The organism is Halococcus saccharolyticus DSM 5350 (genome assembly GCF_000336915.1).
In the GTDB taxonomy this organism is placed as follows: domain Archaea; phylum Halobacteriota; class Halobacteria; order Halobacteriales; family Halococcaceae; genus Halococcus; species Halococcus saccharolyticus.
The window spans coordinates 16,069-32,849 of record NZ_AOMD01000016.1; the positions used below are offsets into that span (position 1 = coordinate 16,069).

At 64.3% G+C, this 16,781-nt stretch carries 15 protein-coding genes and 1 tRNA gene; 6 read left to right on the forward strand and 10 right to left on the reverse strand.

What is annotated here, in order from left to right; translation table 11 throughout:
- Positions 1–139: 139 nt before the first annotated feature.
- The 4 genes from C449_RS05780 to C449_RS05795 form a co-directional block, all read right to left on the reverse strand.
- Positions 140–1,012: a succinate dehydrogenase/fumarate reductase iron-sulfur subunit gene (locus tag C449_RS05780; protein WP_006077034.1), complete on the reverse strand. Its 873-nt coding sequence runs from the start codon at positions 1,010–1,012 to the stop codon at positions 140–142.
- Positions 1,013–1,018: 6 nt separating this feature from the next.
- Positions 1,019–1,393, reverse strand: a complete 375-nt coding sequence (locus C449_RS05785; protein WP_006077035.1) for a succinate dehydrogenase subunit D — start codon at positions 1,391–1,393, stop codon at positions 1,019–1,021.
- A gap of 1 nt (position 1,394) precedes the next feature.
- Positions 1,395–1,787: a succinate dehydrogenase, cytochrome b556 subunit gene (sdhC, locus tag C449_RS05790; RefSeq protein ID WP_006077037.1), complete on the reverse strand. Its 393-nt coding sequence runs from the start codon at positions 1,785–1,787 to the stop codon at positions 1,395–1,397.
- A gap of 122 nt (positions 1,788–1,909) precedes the next feature.
- Positions 1,910–2,914 carry a succinylglutamate desuccinylase/aspartoacylase family protein gene (locus tag C449_RS05795; RefSeq protein WP_006077038.1) on the reverse strand — a complete coding sequence of 335 codons (1,005 nt, stop codon included), beginning with the start codon at positions 2,912–2,914 and terminating at the stop codon, positions 1,910–1,912.
- Between the two features lie 165 nt (positions 2,915–3,079).
- On the opposite strand from C449_RS05795, the gene C449_RS05800 reads away from it, so the two are divergent.
- Positions 3,080–4,429 (forward strand): putative ATP-dependent zinc protease, encoded by a 1,350-nt coding sequence (locus C449_RS05800; protein ID WP_006077039.1) that lies wholly within the window; start codon positions 3,080–3,082, stop codon positions 4,427–4,429.
- A 211-nt stretch (positions 4,430–4,640) separates the two neighbouring features.
- Here the strand turns inward: C449_RS05800 and C449_RS05805 are convergent, their stop codons facing one another.
- From C449_RS05805 to C449_RS05815, 3 genes are all read right to left on the reverse strand, one after another.
- Positions 4,641–5,204 (reverse strand): DNA-3-methyladenine glycosylase family protein, encoded by a 564-nt coding sequence (locus C449_RS05805; RefSeq protein ID WP_006077040.1) that lies wholly within the window; start codon positions 5,202–5,204, stop codon positions 4,641–4,643.
- A 139-nt stretch (positions 5,205–5,343) separates the two neighbouring features.
- Entirely contained in the window at positions 5,344–5,781 is a 438-nt protein-coding gene (locus tag C449_RS05810; protein WP_006077041.1) for a hypothetical protein, read from the reverse strand.
- A 207-nt stretch (positions 5,782–5,988) separates the two neighbouring features.
- Positions 5,989–7,143, reverse strand: coding sequence for an acyl-CoA dehydrogenase family protein (locus C449_RS05815; RefSeq protein WP_006077042.1), 1,155 nt, complete (start codon positions 7,141–7,143; stop codon positions 5,989–5,991).
- 165 nt (positions 7,144–7,308) lie between these two features.
- Between C449_RS05815 and C449_RS05820 the strand changes: the two genes are divergently transcribed.
- The 5 genes from C449_RS05820 to C449_RS05840 all read left to right on the forward strand — a co-directional run bounded on the left by C449_RS05820 (position 7,309) and on the right by C449_RS05840 (position 11,959).
- Entirely contained in the window at positions 7,309–9,276 is a 1,968-nt protein-coding gene (locus C449_RS05820) for a 3-hydroxyacyl-CoA dehydrogenase/enoyl-CoA hydratase family protein (protein WP_006077043.1), read from the forward strand.
- Positions 9,277–9,328: 52 nt separating this feature from the next.
- Positions 9,329–9,403, forward strand: a tRNA-Glu gene (locus C449_RS05825).
- Between the two features lie 173 nt (positions 9,404–9,576).
- Positions 9,577–9,771, forward strand: a complete 195-nt coding sequence (locus C449_RS05830; protein WP_006077044.1) for a cold-shock protein — start codon at positions 9,577–9,579, stop codon at positions 9,769–9,771.
- Between the two features lie 182 nt (positions 9,772–9,953).
- On the forward strand, positions 9,954–10,535 hold the full coding sequence (locus C449_RS05835; RefSeq protein ID WP_006077045.1) for a TetR/AcrR family transcriptional regulator: 582 nt from the start codon (positions 9,954–9,956) through the stop codon (positions 10,533–10,535).
- Complete coding sequence (locus C449_RS05840; RefSeq protein ID WP_006077046.1) at positions 10,532–11,959, forward strand: MATE family efflux transporter; 1,428 nt, start codon at positions 10,532–10,534, stop codon at positions 11,957–11,959. The genes C449_RS05835 and C449_RS05840 overlap by 4 nt, the downstream gene beginning before the upstream one ends.
- A 30-nt stretch (positions 11,960–11,989) precedes the next feature.
- Here C449_RS05840 and C449_RS05845 read toward each other — a convergent pair whose 3' ends face one another.
- The 3 genes from C449_RS05845 to C449_RS05855 are packed head-to-tail and all read right to left on the reverse strand — an operon-like array spanning position 11,990 to position 16,781.
- Positions 11,990–13,447, reverse strand: a complete 1,458-nt coding sequence (locus C449_RS05845) for a DASH family cryptochrome (protein ID WP_006077047.1) — start codon at positions 13,445–13,447, stop codon at positions 11,990–11,992.
- 39 nt (positions 13,448–13,486) lie between these two features.
- Positions 13,487–15,478, reverse strand: coding sequence for a SpoVR family protein (locus tag C449_RS05850; protein ID WP_006077048.1), 1,992 nt, complete (start codon positions 15,476–15,478; stop codon positions 13,487–13,489).
- Positions 15,471–16,781, reverse strand: coding sequence for a YeaH/YhbH family protein (locus C449_RS05855; protein WP_006077049.1), 1,311 nt, complete (start codon positions 16,779–16,781; stop codon positions 15,471–15,473). Before C449_RS05855 ends, C449_RS05850 begins: the two co-directional genes overlap by 8 nt.

Sequence of the window (16,781 nt, forward strand, 5' to 3'; positions counted from 1 at the left end):
TGCTCGCTCTTGTACTCCCCTTTGACCCATCCCCCTATGAGGGTTTGCTTCGAGGTCGTCTCTGGCCGGTGTGTTGATCTCGTTGCTGAACGCTACGACGTGTCGAACTGAAAATCGAACAACCGAACGGTCGTCTTCGTTACCAGAACTTCAGGTTGTCTTTGACCGCTTCGCGCTTCATCTCCTGAATATGCTCAGTAAGGGGAATGTCCTTCGGGCAGACGTCGGTACACGAGAACTGGGTCTGACACCGCCAGACCCCGTGTTCCTGCTCGAGGATGTCCATCCGGTGTTTTTTCAGGTCTTCCTCCTCGCGCTCGTCCATCGCGAACCGGTAGGCCTTGTTGATCGCCGCCGGGCCGAGATACTGGTTGTCGCCCGCCGCGATGTTACAGGAGGACTGACACGCGCCACACCAGATGCATCGCGTACTCATCTTGATCTTCTCGCGGTTCTCCCGACTCTGGCGCTGTTCCTCGTCGTCGGGGGTGTCGCCCTGGAAGTACGGCTCGACCGCGTGCATCTGGTCGTAGAAGTGCTCCATGTCGACCACGAGGTCCTTCTCGACCTCCTGGTGGGGCAGTGGCTCGACTCGCACCGGGGTGTCGAGGTCCGCGACCTGGGTCTGACACCCCAGCCGCTGTGAGCCGTTGATGAACAGGGCGTCGGAGCCACAGACCGCCTGACGACACGAGTGCCGGAAGGTGAGCGAGGAGTCGTAGTGATCGCGCGCGTACATCAGCGCGTCGAGCACCGTCATCCCCTGCTCGAAGGGGATCTGGAAGTCGTCGAACCGTGGTTCTTGCTTGGCCTCGACCTCGGGATCGTACCGGAACACCTTGAGGGTGATCCGGTCCTCGTCCTCGCTCGCGGCCGCCTCGGAGCGCTGCTGGCGTTCGGCCTCGGCGGCGCGTTTGCGTTCGAGCCGTCGGTCCTGGGCTGTCCCTTCGGTTGATTCGGCTTCGGGTTCGGTCTCGCTCTCGGTCTCCTGCTGTGGGATTTGCGTGCTCATTGTCGGTTAGAAACTCACGTCCATGCCATTCATCGCCAGCGCAACGCGGATGCCCTGAACGACGAGGAGTACGCTGGCGGCGACGAGCACCGCCGCCACGGCCTTCTTCTGGGTGCCGTCGAGACCCTGGTTCACGAGGGCGTTGTAGACGCCGTTGACGCCGTGGAAGGTCGCGGTCACGAGGAAGAGCACCATCGTGGTGAAGTAGCCGACCTGGCTCATTCGCGCGGTCGTCCCGGCGAGGGTGATCTCGTAGGCGTGGTTCACGAAGTGCAGCAGCATGAAGTGGAAGGCAAGCACCACGATCAGGAACGCCGCGGTCACGCGCTGGGCGAACCACCGCCAGCCGCGCCGGTCGAACGAGGAGTAGCGCTCGGCCATCTCAGAACGCCCCCGTGAGGAACGTCGGGACGCTCGCGATGGCGATCGCGCCCGTGATCACGAGCGATGCGTAGAAACTCTTGTCCTGCGCGTCGAGGCCCACCCCGAGATCCACGAACAGGAGCCGGATCCCGTTGAGGATGTGAAAGACTGCGACCGCGAGCAGGCCGACTTCGAGGATGCGAACGAGCAGGAGTGCTTCGAGTCCGCCGAGCGTCTGGTTGTACATCGACGCGCCCGAAATCGCCGTGCTCAGGACCGCGATATGGGTGAACAGGTAGCCGATCAGCACCCAACCGGTGAACTTGTGAAAGATCCACGCCCACATCCCGGCCGAGAACTCCCGCCACCGACCGAAGTCCTCGACGAGACCCCGCTCGTACGACTGACTCATGTACTCGGAGCGTAGGACCGATCCGGTATAGTCGTTACGTACCCGGACGCACGTGCCGTCGTCTGACCGACGTTTCTCCCTGCTGGTGGCTGTTCAGACCATCAGTCGGCGTGGTTCTCTCGTCACGACTGCTCGCGTTCGAGCGCGCGCCGGGTCGAGGCGTCGAGTTCGACGAGGTGACACACCGGGTTGCCCGGGTACACGAGCGGGTTTTCGAGTACGCCGACCAGCAGTCCCGTGAACGGTGCTATCACGGTTTCGCTCTCGGTCTTGAACGGATCGGTGATCGTACAGACCGATTCGCCTTCCCGCACGAGGTCGCCGCCGTCGTAGTGCATGTCGACGAGCCCACCGACGTCGGCCCGGAGCCACGTCTTTTCGGACGCCCCGTCGATGACGGTGCGCCAACCGGGCCACCGGACCGCGTCCGTCCGCCGGAGCCCGAACTCCGCGAACACGCTCTCGACGCCCGCGAGTGCGCGGTCGATCAGTTCGCGCTGGAACCGGTGGGCTTCGCCCATCTCGACCGTGACCGTGGCCGTCTCCCGCTCGGACGCCTCGCGTCGCAGGGTTCCCTCCGGACCGGCTCCGTCGATCACGACGTTCGAACCGAACGCTTTCGCCACCCGTTCGACGCCTTCGCTATCGGTGTCGGCCCGGACGTGGAGCATGTTGGTCCGGCCTCGGGTCGAGGTGTGGAAGTCCAGGCCGAAATCGCCCGGCTCGACGAAGTTTTCGAAGATCCGATTGGCCATTCGGCGGGCACTGGTCCCGGTCTCGCTCCCGGGGAACGACCGATTGAGGTCGCGGTCGTAGATCGGGAGATACCGTTGCTGGGCGAGGAATCCGGGGACGTTCAACACTGGGAGACAGACCAGTGTTCCGTGGAGATCGGTGTGATCCCACTCGTGGGCCACGGTCCTGACGACCTCGACGCCGTTGAGTTCGTCGCCGTGGGCCGCCGCGGTCAACACCGCGGTCGGTCCCGGCTCCGTTCCGTTGACGACGGTGACCGGGATCCGGACTGGATCGCCCATGTAGGTCTCGCTGATACCGTACCTGATGTTCTGGGTTTCGCCAGGCGCGACCTTCCCGCCGTCGTAGGTGAAGGCCCCCTCGTGACTCATCACCCTCGCTCCGTCAGCCGAGGATAAAACCCCCGCGTCCCCGCCGTCCGCCGCCAACCACTGGCCACAGGTCGCCGATCATGGCCACAGATCGCCGTTCGTCGACCGTCACCCCTCGCACGACGAAACGCCACAGCTTTCAGCGGAGCGCGGCGATCGAAGGCCATGACGAACGCCGACGATCCCGTCCGGGTGGGGGTGTTGAGCCTCCACAACAGCAAGGAGACGAAGGCCATCCTGAACGCAGTCGAGGACCTCGGCCACACGCCGGTGTGGCTCCGGCGGGAGAACACCGCAGTTTCCATCCGCGACAGCGAAGTCGGCGTCGAGCCCGAAATCGACGTGGTCGCGAACCGGCTCCTGCTCTCGAACACCGAGGAGCCCGCCGAGGGGCTCGGGCTCGCGGCGACGTTCGAGCGGATCCGCCCGATGCTGAATCGTCCGGGACCCACGCTCACCGCGATCCACAAGTTCGCCACCGCCGCGCGGCTCGCCGACTGGAACGTCAGAGTGCCCGATGCGCTGCTCGCGCTCTCGAACGATCGGCTGAATCGCGGCCGCGAACAGTTCGGCGACGTCGGGGTGTACAAGACCGCTATCGGCACCCACGGCGGCGGGACGTGGAAGGTCGATCTCGACGAACCCGTAAACCCCAAAGTCGGGAATCGCCAGGCGTTCCTTCAGGAACTCATCGAACGCGACGCGACCGAACACCGCGACCTCCGGGTGTACGTCGTCGACGACCGGATGGTGGGCGCGATGCACCGCTACGCACCCGAGGGCGACTGGCGGACCAACGTCGCTCTCGGCGGGGCGGTCGAGAACGTCACCGACGACATTCCGGACGAAGCCAGAGAGACCGCGCTCTACGCTGCCGACGTGATGGATCTCGATTACGTGGGCGTCGATCTCATCGAAGGAACGGATGGCTGGCACGTCCTCGAAATGAACCCGACCGCGGGGTTCAAGGGGCTCTACGAAGCCACCGGAAAGAGTCCCGCGCCCTACATCGCGAAGCTCGCGATCGAGCGCGTCGGCGGGGAGGTCGACGACGACCGCGTGGCGGAGATCGCGACGACGCTCGACGACTCCCGACCCTCCAGCATGCCACGACCTGAACGACCCGCACCCGGCCAGACCCCGCTGATCGGCTACATCGAGGACGTGGTTGTGAGCGGTACCAGCGGGTCGCGATCGGCGCTCGCCAAATCCGACACGGGGGCGACGCGAACCAGCATCGACACCTCGCTCGCGGCCGAGATCGGTGCCGGACCGATCAAGAGCATGACTCGTGTCAGGTCGGGAAGCTCGAAGTCCGGGAAGGCGCGGCCGGTGGTCGATCTCGTAGTGGGGATCGGCGGCACCCAACACACTGTGACCGCGAGCGTCGAGGATCGAAGTCACATGAGCTATCCGCTCCTCCTCGGTCGGGACATCCTCCAGCACTACCAGGTCGACGTCAGGCGGCGTGCCGACAGCGACGAGACCGCAGAGGCGGAGCGTCTCGAGGAGTAGTATCCACCCACCCCGATGAAACTGGATGTCAGCGGCTGGCGATACCGTGTCGAAGTAACTGGATCGTCGTCGGTCGCTGCACCGAGAAAGCGACGCGAACGCAGGAGGGGACGGACAGACGATCATCGCACCTCCCACGTCCCGACTGGGTGGTGGCGGGTCAGTCGGGATGTGTTCGTTCGATTGTCGGAGTAAAAAACCTGTCGGCCGATCAGGATTCGTAGTGTGCCCAGAGGTAGCGGGTGGCGATCGACCGATACGGCCGCCATCGTTCGGCGAGGTCGTGCATCTCCTCGCGAGTCATCTCCCCGTAGAGCGATTCGATCCCGCGGCGCACCGCGAGATCGCCGATCGGGAACACGTCCTCGCGGCCGAGGACGAAGATCAGGTACATCCGACCGGTCCACGCCCCGACGCCACGGATTTCGGTGAGGTGGTCGATCACCGCCTCGTCGCTCTCGTCCGCGAGGCCCGCTCGGGTGAGGTCGTGTTCCTGAAACGCCCGCGCCGCGTTTCTGACGTATTCGGTCTTCGTCTCGCCGAGGCCCGCGTCCCGGAGCGCGTCTGGGTCGGCCGCCAGTATCGCCTCGGGTGTGACTTCGTCGAACAGATCGAAGACGCGTTCGCGCACCGCGGTTGCGGAGGCCGTCGAGATCGACTGGTTGATGATGGTGACCACGAGCCGTCTGAACTCGTTGTCGGCGGGTTCGAGTTCGAGCGGTCCGAACTCGTCGATCAACTCGGCCATCACCGGATCCTCCCTGAGTTCGTCCATATCGATCACTCGTCCGCTGTGCGTTTGACGGTGGCGTTGTTCGCCAATCCGGTTGCTATCTGACCGATGTCGACCAACGAAACAGTGGCGGGCGCACTCGCTGCGTCTCATCTCTCACAGCAGCTATCTGCTCGCCACCTCACAGCAGTCCGGCAACGACGAGCAACGCGAGCGAGACGACGCTTCCGACGAGAAACCACGGCCGCGCCGCCGTCGCCGCGGTCGCGGTTGACGATCCAGAAGACGAGCTGAACCGACGGAACCCGACGAACAGCACGATCGCGAGGACGAACCACAGTCCCACCATCGACAGGACGAGATGGCCACGCCCTGTCGCCGTGAGCGACTCGGCGGTGTACAGCGTGCCGGCGAGGTGTCCACCCGAGAACAGCAAGAGAAGCACCGAGGCGATCGTGAGATACCCGAACCGCCGGGTGATGAGCGAGACCGCCTTTTCCCCGAGCAACTCCCGGCGCGCTGCGGGGATCACCATCCCGGCGATCACGAGCGTGCCACCGGTCCAGAGGGCCGCAAAGACGGTGTGGACGGTCATGACCGCATCGAGCACCGTCGTCATCGGTGCACTCCCGTCTCGGACTGTGGGTCCGTCACATCACCGCCGATCGTCCGACGTGACGGTGTGGCGTCGATTCCGACGGCGATCGCGGCCCGATCTCGTGGGTCGTCCCGAGCACCTCCGTGTCTCATCGCCGGTGGGTTGGAGGCTGGCACGTAAACACCGATCGAGACGCAACGAGCGCCTCCGCGAGGAGGACCGGTGGGGTTAGAACCCTTTACCGAGGAGTTCGCGCGCGATCACGTTCTTCTGGATCTCGCTCGTCCCCTCGTAGATCTGGGTGATCTTGGCGTCGCGGTAGAACCGTTCGACGTCGAAGTCGTCGACGTAGCCCGACCCGCCGTGAATCTGGACCGCCTCGTCGGCCACGTCGACCGCGACCTTCGAGGCGTACTCCTTCGCCATCGAGGCGAGCGTGGTGAGCTGCTCGTCGGTGTTCTCGACGCTCCACGCCGACTTGTAGGTGAGCTGGCGGGCGGCCTCGGTCGTGGTGTGCATGTCGGCGAGCTTGTGTTGGATCGCCTGGAAGTCGCCGATCGGCCGGCCGAACTGCTCGCGTTCCTTGGCGTAGTCGAGGGCGCGTTCGAGCGCGCCCTTGGCGATCCCGACGCCCTGGGCGGCGACCCCAGTACGGGTCTCGTCGAAGAACTGCATCTGCTGGAGGAAGCCCGCACCGCGGGTGCCGAGGAGGTTCTCTTCGGGGACGCGAACTCCGTCGAGGAGAAGTTCGGCGGTGTCTGATGCCCGAATGCCGAGCTTACCGGTGATCTTCTCGGCGGTGAACCCGTCCCGGTCGGCCTCGACGATGATCTGGCTGAACCCGTTGTAGCGGCCCTCGGCGTCGGGATCGGTCTTGCAGAGCACGACGAAGAAATCGCCGACGGAGCCGTTGGTGATCCACATCTTGTTGCCGTCGATCACCCACTCGTCGCCCTCCTTCTCCGCGCGGGTCGAGACCGAGGACACGTCCGAGCCGGTGTCGGGTTCGGAGATCGCCGCGCCCATGATCGCGTCGCCGTTCGCGAGCGGTGTCAGATACTCCTCTTTCTGCTCGTCGGTCCCGAACTCCCTGATCGCCTCGCTGCCGAAGCCAGTGCTCGACACACAGAGGCCGATCCCCGGATCGACCGCGAACAGCTCCTCGATGACGAGGGCAGTTTCGAGGGTCGAGTAGCCCGCGCCGCCGTACTCGACGGGGATACTCGCGCCGAGCATCCCCATCTCGGCGGCGGTGTCGATCAGGTCGTGGGGGTACTTCTCCTCGCGGTCGTACTCGCCCGCGATCGGTGCGATCTCGTTCTCCGCGAACCGCCGAACCTCGTCGCGGATCTGTCGTTGTTCGTCCGAAAGCGCGTAGTCCATGATCGGTCATTACAAACTCCGACGACAAGTACCTTCGTACCCAAAAATAAACTTATAGAAAGTTTCTAAACTCGGCGATCGGAGCAACGATCGGTGGCGTCGTTCCGCCGTGAAGCGACGGGAGGGAAACGTTGAAACCACACGGGCGAGACCAACTAGTGAGTCATGAACGCCGAGGACATCGAAACCATCGCGGTGCTGGGTGCGGGGAACATGGGACACGGCATCGCCGAGGTCGCAGCGCTCGCGGGATACGAAGTCAGGCTGCGTGACATCAACGAGGAGTTGGTTGAAAGCGGCTACGACGACATCGAGTGGAGCCTCGGCAAGCTCGAAGAGCGCGACCAGTTGAGCGAAGAGGAGGCCGACGCCGCGCTCGACCGCGTGACGCCGGTGGTCGAGCTCGAAGAGGCGGTCGCGGACGTCGACTTCGTGATCGAGGTCGTCCCCGAGAAGATGGACATCAAACAGGACGTCTACCGGGAGGTCGAGGAACACGCCCCTGACGAGGCGCTGTTCGTCACGAACACCTCCTCGCTCTCGATCACCGACCTTGCCGAGGTCACCGACCGACCCGAGCGGTTCTGCGGGATGCACTTCTTCAATCCTCCTGTGAGAATGCAGCTCGTCGAGGTCATTGCTGGGGCCGAAACCGCAGAGGAGACCCTCGACACCGTCGAGGCGCTCGCCGAGGGGTTCGGCAAGACGCCCGTGCGCGTCCGAAAGGACAGTCCAGGGTTCATCGTCAACAGAGTCCTCGTGCCGCTGATGAACGAGGCCGCGTGGCTGGTCGAAGAGGACGTCGCCACGATCGCCGAAGTCGACAGCGCGACCAAGTTCGATATGGGGCTGCCGATGGGGAGCTTCGAACTCGCGGACCAGGTCGGGATCGACGTCGGCTATCACGTCCTCGAATACATGCACGAGACCCTCGGTGAAGCCTACGAGCCGTGTCCGTTGCTCGCCGAGAAGGTCGAGGCCGAGGAGCTCGGGAAGAAGACCGGAAAGGGGTTCTACGACTACGAGAACGGCAAGGGTGCCGACGTTCCGACGGACGCCGGGACCGAGGAAATCGAGTCCCGGCTGCTGGCAGTAATGGCGAACGAGGTCGCGAAGCTGATCGGCAACGATGTCGCGCCGGCGAGCGACATCGACGAGGCCGTGATGCTCGGTGCGGGCTTCCCGAGTGGGCCGGCGAAGCTCGCGGACGAACGCGGGCTCGACGATCTCCACGCCACCCTCGACGACCTCCACGACGAGACCGGTGCGGCGCGGTACGCACCCGCCGACTACCTCGGCGAGGCCGCCCAATCGGGCGGGTTCTACGACCGCAACGGTGACGGCGACGAGGTCGCCTTCGAGAACATCGAGGTAAGCTATCCCGGCGAGCAGGTCGGGCGGGTTGCGCTCGATCGAACCCACCGGATGAACACCATCGATCTCGACCTCCTCGACGAGCTCTCGGCCGCGATCGACCGGCTGGAGGCCGACGACGACGTGCGCGCAATCTTGCTCGTCGGCGCTGGCGACCAGGCGTTCTCGGCGGGCGCGGATGTCCAGTCGATGGCCGCGAGCGCTGCCCCGCTCGACGCGATCGAACTCTCGAAGAAGGGCCAGCAGACGTTCGGCAAACTCCAGGAGTGCGACATGCCGGTCGTGGCGGGCATCGACGGCTACTGTCTCGGCGGCGGGATGGAGCTCGCGACGTGTGCGGATCTCCGGATCGCGACCGAGCGTGCGGAGTTCGGTCAGCCCGAACTCGACCTCGGCCTCCTGCCGGGCTGGGGCGGCACCCAGCGCCTCCAGCAGATCGTGGGGATGGGCCGGGCGAAGGAGATCATCCTGACCGCCGAACGCTACGAAGCCGAAGAGATGGCGGAGTTCGGGTTCGTGAACGAAGTGGTCGACGGAGATCTCGAATCCGCGGCGTTCGACCAGGCGGCCGCCCTCGCCGCCGGCCCGCCGATCGCCCAGAAATTCACCAAGCGCGCCATGCTCCGCGGCTGGGAGGACACCGACGCAGGCCTCGAAATCGAGTCCCAGGCGTTCGGTCACCTCGTCAACACCGACGACCTGATGGAGGGCGTCACGGCGTTCATGGGTGACTCCGAGCCCGAGTTCGAGGGGAAGTAAGCCCGGAACGGAACGCTTAAAGTTCGGTATCGGGAACGAAATATTGCAGTTAGCTCCGTTGGTGTAGCCCGGCCAATCATGCGGGCCTTTCGAGCCCACGACCTGGGTTCAAATCCCAGACGGAGCACTTTTCGATCGAATCAGTGCGGAGAACGATCTGCCGTTTTCCGAGAGATCGGTCGACGATATCCACTGATCGAAGAGTGGTGACACACTTCTGAGGCGTCAATTTGCGCCTGGGGGTCTGATACCGCCTCTCGCGGAACGCTTATCCCTGCATGGGGGTTGTGTTTACTCGCAATGGCAACTGGTACGGTCGACTTCTTCAACGACACTGGCGGCTACGGTTTCATTGACTCTGAGGACTCCGAGGAGGACGTGTTCTTCCACATGGAAGACGTTGGCGGCCCGGATCTCGAAGAGGGTACGGAAGTCGAATTCGACATCGAACAGGCAGACAAAGGACCTCGAGCGACCAACCTCAGCCGACAGTAAGTCGGCTGGCGGTCGCACGAACAAACGACGTTACACTCGTTTTCGCGAACTACTCCGGTAGCCACGACGATCCCGAATAGCTGTCCGTGGCTACGAGCGTTGCGACCGATCATCCGACCATAGCGAACCGACATGTTCCGAAACCCTTACTTGACTGACTGGCCAGTTAGCAGCAACGAGTAATGACCGACGAACTCATCCACGCGACCTACACCGCGCTCTGCAAATACGGCTATGCGGATCTCACGATGCAGGACATTGCGGACGAGTCGAGCAAAAGCAAGGCTGCGCTTCACTACCACTACGATACGAAACAGGACCTCCTGCTCGCCTTTCTCGCCGCACTTTACGAGGATTTCACCGAGCGACTCCTGATTCCGGAGGACGACGATCCCACGGCGCGGCTCGTGGCGTTCATCGATAGGGCGCTGACGCCGCCGGAGCGCGACGACCAGCGCGCGTTCCAGACCGCGATCCTCGCGATCAAGGCCCAGGTCCCCTACGACGACGCGTTTGGCGAGCGGATCGCGGAGTTCGACGCGTTCGTTCACGACCAGTGCCGGGCAATCGTGACCGAGGGGATCGAGCAGGGTGTCTTCCGCGACGTCGATCCCGATCGGGTCGCAACCTTCCTCGTGACGCTATTTAATGGCGCACACGTCCGCTGGGTGACTGAGGGGCAGTCGGCCGACGTCACCCGAGAGCTGTTCGTCGAGTACGTCCGGAGCCAGCTGCTCGTCGACGGGGAGGTCACCGCCGAATGAGGATCAGGGAACGACTCGCAAGCGTGTTCAAGTCCAAGGAGGAGTTCGATCTTACCTCCGGTGGGATCGCGAAGCCGCTGTTCTATCTCTCGCTGCCGCTCGTGATCACGAACCTGCTCCAGACAGCCTACAATCTCGCGGACACGTTCTGGCTCGGCCAGTACAGCACGGACGCCCTCGCCGCGATCAGCTTCGCGTTCCCGATGGTGTTCTTCCTCATCTCGCTCGCGCTCGGGCTGTCGGTCGCCGGTAGCGTCCTCGTCGCCCAGCACACGGGTGCCGGCAACGAGGAGCGAGCGGCCTACGCCGCCTCCCAGACGGTCTCGATCGCGATCATCGGCTCGATCGTGTTGGGTGTGCTCAGCTACCCGTTCGTCGACGAGTTCGTCCGGCTGCTCGGCGCGTCGCCCGCCGTCGCGGTGCTCGTGACCGAGTATATGCGAGTGTACGCCCTCGGACTCGTGTTCGTGTTCGGCTTTTTCATGTTCGTCTCGCTAATGAGAGGCTACGGCGACACGATCACGCCGATGCTCGTGATGGCCGGGACGGTCGTACTCAACGTCGCGATCGATCCGATCTTGATCCTCGGTTGGGGACCGGTCCCCGAACTCGGGGTCGAAGGCGCAGCGATCGCGACGGTGTTCTCGCGCGCGGTCGCGTTCGTCGTCGGGTTCGTGATCATGGTCCGTGGCTCGCGCGGCGTGACGATCAATCTCCGCGACATGGTTCCAGACCCGGCGTTCGCCAGGACGCTCTTCCGGATCGGTGTCCCGGCGTCGATCGAGGGTACCGGCCGGGCGATCTCGATCAACCTGATGCTGGTGATCATCGCGACGTTCTCGACGTCGGTGGTCGCCGCCTACGGGATCGGGACGCGGGTGTTCTCGGTCGTGTTCCTGCCCGCGATCGCGCTCTCGCAGGGCGTCGAGACGATGACGGGACAGAACGTGGGCGCTGGCAAGCCCGACCGCGCTGCACAGACCAACCGGCTCGCAGCGAGAGCGATGTTCGTCGGTCTCACCGTCCTCGGGATCGTCTCGTGGATCGCAGCTGACCCGATCGTGGCGGTGTTCACGTCCGACGCGGCGGTGATCGACATCGGCGCGCGATTCCTCCGCTACGTCGCACCGACGTTCGGGTTCATCGGAATCATGTACGCCTATACCGGCGGCTTTCGCGGCACCGGCCAGACCACCGTCGCCGCCGCGATCTCGATCCTCATGCTCGGAGTGATCCGGGTCCCGTTCGCGTGGCTCGTCGCCGGCCCGCTCGGCCCACCGGGCGTCTGGCTCTCCTTCGGGATCTCGAACGTCGCCGGCGCGGTGATCGCGTACCTGTGGTTCCGCCGTGGCGGGTGGCGCTCGGCCGACCTCACCGAACAGCACGGGCGGACGGGCGCGCCGGACACCGCGGTCGACGACTAACAACCGTTCGGCCGCGCTCGCAAAACGGCATCAGCCGTCCAGTTGGTCGTACACCGCTTCGACGTTGATCATCGGCTCCGGGTAGTCTTCATCGAGTTCCACATCATACATCTCCTGTTGTCCCGGCGAGAGCTGCCAGGGTTCGTGACAGGCGTCGGCTGGGAGCGCGTCGAGTTCGGGCAGCCAGTGTCTGATGTACGCTGCATTCGGATCGTAGCGCTTGCCCTGGTCGAGCACGTCGAAATAGCCGTCGCGGGAGTCGTTGCCGACGCCCGCTTGGTACGCCCAGTTCCCCCAGTTCGAGCACACGTCGTAATCGACGAGCCGTGACTCGAAGTACGCCGCCCCCAGCCGCCAGTCGATCCCGAGCGCGTCGGCGAGGAAACTCGCGACGTTCTGGCGACCGCGGTTCGACATGAACCCCGTCTCGTTCAGCTCGCGCATGTTCGCGTCGACGAACGGGACGCCCGTTTCGCCCGCCGCCCACCGCTCGAACGCCGCCTCGTCGCGCTGCCAGCTCTTCTCGATGTCCCTAATTCCCGTCGGCATGAAGAAATCCGAACCGTGCTTTTCGAACTGGAACGTCATGAAATCGCGCCAGAGAAGCTCGAAGACGAGCCAGTACGTCGAGTCATTCGAAATCCGCTCGCACTCGTAGCGTTCGACGTGCTCGTGGATCAGCCGGGGGGAGAGACAGCCGAGCGCGAGCCACGCCGAGAACTTCGAGGAGTAGTCCGCATCCAACAGTCCGTTCCGAGTCTCCTTGTACTCGCGGAGGTGATCGCCCTCCCAGACGTACTCCGTCAGCCGTCGGAGGCCGGCGGACTCGCCGCCGGCGAAATCGATCGCCGCCCGCTCGTCCGGTTCGTGCTCCTCGATCCCGAGGTCGCCTGGTGTCGGAATCGTGCCCGGTTCGTCGCCAGCGCCCTCGGCATCCGAAACCGTCTCGGGAAGCGTGACCGACGTGGGTGCGTCGAGAGGATCGCGCACCGTCGCGCCGTCCTCGACGGTCCGTCGCCACGGCGTGAACGTGTCGTCGATCCGTTCGACGCGCGTCGGGAGGTCTTCGATGTGATACAGCGTCTTGCCCCAGAACCCTCGACTACTGATCCCGTGTTCGTCCAGCCCGTCGGTCACGCTGGCCTCGACGGCGCGCTCCTCGGTCGCCGGCGTCGTGTGGTAATGGACGATGTCGGCTCCGTGTTCGGCGGCGAGTTCCGAGACGACGTTCTCGGGTTTTCCTTGGCGAACGAAGAGATCGCTGCCTGCCTCGCGCAGCGATCCCCGGAGGTCGCGGACGCTTTCGATAAGGAACTGTGCTCGGTAGGGTCCGGTCTTCGCCAGGCCGAACGTCGCCTCGCCGAACTCGCGCGGATCGAAGCAGTACACCGGAAGGACAGTATCGTACTCGTCGACGGCGCGCACGAGTGCCTCGTTGTCGTGGGTCCGGAGATCGGTCCGAAACCAGACGACGGCGGTGTCGGTCATCGCAATTCCTACGCGATGGAGCCACAAGACCCCCCGTCTTCAGGCGAGCCACTCGTCGGGTTTCGTGTCGTAATCGATGTCCGTCGCGGCGATCTCCTCGACCGCCTCCCACGCCAGGTCCTCCGTGGTGAAGGTCTCGCCGTCGTAGCGGATGAGCTTCCCGCGCTCCTCAGGGTCGGGTTCGCGCTCGCGGCGCTTCGCGACCTCGAGATCGTGTTCGTCGATCTCCTTCACGACGGTTTTGAGGTTCACGGGCCGCCCCCAGAGGTCGTAGACACGCTCTAAGGTCTGTTTCGCCTGCTCGACGTCGAGCATCACGCCGTTGTAGTGGTGGGCCAACAGGAGCTCGTTGCGGTTGTTGTAGTTGCCGTCGTGGACAGTAATAGTGGGTTTGCCGAAGTTGGTGAACTGGAGCAGGAGCTTCTTCTTGACGTCCTCGTAGTCCGTCGAGGTCGCGCGGAAGTCCCGCGTCGCCTGGGTGTACTCGTAGGTGAAGTAGTCGTTGTCGTCGACGAACTCCTGAGTCAGGAACTCGTCGATGAAGGTGACGTCGTTGTGGCTCTCGCGGATCTCGAACATCCGGTCCCAGCCCGCCGAGTGATTGACCTCGGCGAGCGCCTCCTCGACGTTCGCGTACCGCGCCCCGTCGAACAGGTAGCGCGAGACGCGTTCGAGCTCCTCGCGGCCCGTGCGACGGAGGAATCCTCTGTTTTGGGGCTTTGCGAGCGAGTAGTGGCGCTCGGCCATTCCCGCCTCGGTCAACACCTTCCACGGGTAGCTACCGACATCGATCTCGCCCGCCCGTGCGCGTTCGAGGGCTTCGCCGTCGATTCGGGGATCGTCGGGATCGAGCGAAGCGAGTCGGTCCGACGAAATTACGTTGACCATCGAATCGGGCGCGAGATGTTCCTGCACGGCGTCGAAGTCGATCACGTCGTGGAAGTTCCGCCACGTGATTCCCTCGACTCGGAGCAGGCGTTCGATCACCTCGCGGCGATTCACGGAGTTCTCGATATACTCCCAGAGCTCCTTGCCGAGCTTGTAGGGATTCAATCCTGGCGAGCCGAGCACGCGCGCCTGGTGGTCGGCGTAGTTCAGGAACTCGTCGGCCCCGGCGAAGGTCTCCTCGCCCATCATCATCGACTCCCAGTACGCTGCCCATCCCTCGTTCATCACCTTCGTCATCCGCTGGGCGGCGAAGTAGTACGCCTCCCGGCGGAGGATTTCGAGGACGTCGCGCTGCCATTCGGTCATCTCGACCGCCTTCCCTGCCTCGTCGTCGTACGCCATCCCGTGTCGCCAGAAAAAGGCGAGCAGGTCCTGTTCGGGCTCGGCTGGGATCGTGGCGGTTTCGTCGTCGTCGCGCTGGGATTCGAGCCACTCCTCGTCGAACACCTCGTCGACGACGTCCGCCCCGAGATCGAGCTCGTCGAGTTGATCGGCGATGTCGTCGAGTTCGACGGACTCGCTTTCCTCCTGGGTCGCGCTCGAAAACGCCTGATGGCGGTCGATATTCGTATCGAGACACTGGACCGTATCGATCCACTTCTCGACATCCTCGCGATCGATCTCCGGATCGCTCATGTACTCGTCGATGGTGTCGGCATGGCGCGCGAGCATCGCTGCGGCGTTCGGGGTCTCGCCCCCTGTGAACAGCCCGAACCACTGGTTGTGCGCGAAGAAGTCGGCGTGGGCCTCGACGTGGGTGATGACCGCCTTCTGGTCGGCCAACGAGTTCGACTCCTGGAGGAAGGCGTGGGCGGGATCGTCATTGTTGACGATCTCGAACGCCTTCCCGCCGAGGAACTGGGTCTGTTTCCGCTGGCGGTCGTACTTCATCCCCCAGCGCCAGTGAGGGTACCTGGTCTGGAACCCGTCGTAGGCGATCAGCTGGTTCATCTCGTCGTGATCGACGATCCAGTAGTTCACCGGGTAGGGATCCAGCCCGAGCTTCTTCGCGAGGTTCGCGGCTTCCTCGACTGGTTCTTCGAGTTCGCGCGCGATGCGTTGGGAAGTGATGCGGTCACTCATCGTTGTCCTCCGTGCTGAGTACGCGGTAGATCGCGTCGACCACGTCGTCGGGCGAGGAGACGTACGCCACCACGACGTCGCCCGCGTCGGCGAAGCTGCGCTCGATCTCCTCGGCGTGGGTCGCGTTGATCGCGTTGCCCGAGGGCTGGGTCTCGACGTACGCGTGGAGGTTCGCCGGGATCTCCTCCATTAGCGGGACGACCCGTTCTTCAGTGTCGTTCGAGGAGTTCTCTGAGTCGCCTGCCGCGAACACGTACCGGTTCCAGTCGCCCCACGGGTACTCCTCTTCGAGGACTTCCTTCGCGAGTTCGTACGCCGAGGAGATCTTGGTTCCGCCACCGGAACGGATGCCGAAGAAGTCGTCGCGGTCGACCCGCCACGCGTCGGCGTCGTGAGCGATGTAGACGAACTCGGCGTGGTCGTACTTCCCGGTGAGATACCAATCCAGCGGCGTGAACGTGCGCTCGACGAGCTCGCGTTTGCCCTCGCGCATCGATCCTGAGACGTCCCGGATGTTGACGACCACGACGTTCTTCTCGTACTCCTCGACGATCTCGGGGTAGCGGTAGCGTTCGTCCTCCCGGCGGAAGGGAACGTGATCGATCCCCTCCCGGCGGATGCGGGTCGCGGTGTCGGTTTCTTCGACCTCTGCCTCCATTTCCTCGATGCTCGCCCATCTCGTACGCTCGGCCGCCGGCAGGCTCGCGTAGGCGTCGTCGATCCACGCCCGCGAGACCGGGAGGTGTTTCGCGCGCGCCCACTCGAAGACCGCCTGTGGCCCCATCCCGTCGACCCGGAGCGCCTCGCGGACGTACTCCCCATCGAAGTCCATCGCGAGCTTTCGCTTCAGTCCCTTTTTGAACAGTCGCTCGAAGTCGAGCGTCGAGTCGGGGCCGGTGTTCGTGATGTCGGTGTAATCGCCCTCGACCTCCTCGGCGACCTGCTTGCCCTTGGGTTCGAGATCGAGTCCGAGCCGCTCGTCCAGCTCCTGAGCGAACTCCTCGGGATCCATCTCGTAGTACTCGTGCTCGCCGCCCTCCTCGCCGGGGTCGCCGTCCTCGTCGCCCGGTTGTGGCTCTCCTACTGGTTGGCCCGGCTCGGGCGTGTCGCCGTCGCCCTGGCCAACCCCGCCCTGATCGCGCTGATCGTACTCGAACCCCGGAAGGTCGACGATCTTGATCGGGATCCGGACCGAGTCCGGGCGGCTCCCGCCGAGGTCGCCGTACTGAATGAACTCCGCGAGGTCCTCGCGGCGCTCCTCGCCGACTTCCTGGTAGCGTTCGAGGTCGTCCTGGAGTCCCAT

What these genes read in the sequence shown, in the direction of transcription:
- C449_RS05780 (WP_006077034.1), bottom strand. Translation starts at nt 1,012, where the DNA reads ATGAGCACGCAAATCCCACAGCAGGAGACCGAGAGCGAGACCGAACCC.
- C449_RS05785 (WP_006077035.1), bottom strand. Translation starts at nt 1,393, where the DNA reads ATGGCCGAGCGCTACTCCTCGTTCGACCGGCGCGGCTGGCGGTGGTTC.
- sdhC (WP_006077037.1), bottom strand. Translation starts at nt 1,787, where the DNA reads ATGAGTCAGTCGTACGAGCGGGGTCTCGTCGAGGACTTCGGTCGGTGG.
- C449_RS05795 (WP_006077038.1), bottom strand. Translation starts at nt 2,914, where the DNA reads ATGAGTCACGAGGGGGCCTTCACCTACGACGGCGGGAAGGTCGCGCCT.
- C449_RS05800 (WP_006077039.1), top strand. Translation starts at nt 3,080, where the DNA reads ATGACGAACGCCGACGATCCCGTCCGGGTGGGGGTGTTGAGCCTCCAC.
- C449_RS05805 (WP_006077040.1), bottom strand. Translation starts at nt 5,204, where the DNA reads ATGGACGAACTCAGGGAGGATCCGGTGATGGCCGAGTTGATCGACGAG.
- C449_RS05810 (WP_006077041.1), bottom strand. Translation starts at nt 5,781, where the DNA reads ATGACGACGGTGCTCGATGCGGTCATGACCGTCCACACCGTCTTTGCG.
- C449_RS05815 (WP_006077042.1), bottom strand. Translation starts at nt 7,143, where the DNA reads ATGGACTACGCGCTTTCGGACGAACAACGACAGATCCGCGACGAGGTT.
- C449_RS05820 (WP_006077043.1), top strand. Translation starts at nt 7,309, where the DNA reads ATGAACGCCGAGGACATCGAAACCATCGCGGTGCTGGGTGCGGGGAAC.
- C449_RS05830 (WP_006077044.1), top strand. Translation starts at nt 9,577, where the DNA reads ATGGCAACTGGTACGGTCGACTTCTTCAACGACACTGGCGGCTACGGT.
- C449_RS05835 (WP_006077045.1), top strand. Translation starts at nt 9,954, where the DNA reads ATGACCGACGAACTCATCCACGCGACCTACACCGCGCTCTGCAAATAC.
- C449_RS05840 (WP_006077046.1), top strand. Translation starts at nt 10,532, where the DNA reads ATGAGGATCAGGGAACGACTCGCAAGCGTGTTCAAGTCCAAGGAGGAG.
- C449_RS05845 (WP_006077047.1), bottom strand. Translation starts at nt 13,447, where the DNA reads ATGACCGACACCGCCGTCGTCTGGTTTCGGACCGATCTCCGGACCCAC.
- C449_RS05850 (WP_006077048.1), bottom strand. Translation starts at nt 15,478, where the DNA reads ATGAGTGACCGCATCACTTCCCAACGCATCGCGCGCGAACTCGAAGAA.
- C449_RS05855 (WP_006077049.1), bottom strand. Translation starts at nt 16,781, where the DNA reads ATGGGACTCCAGGACGACCTCGAACGCTACCAGGAAGTCGGCGAGGAG.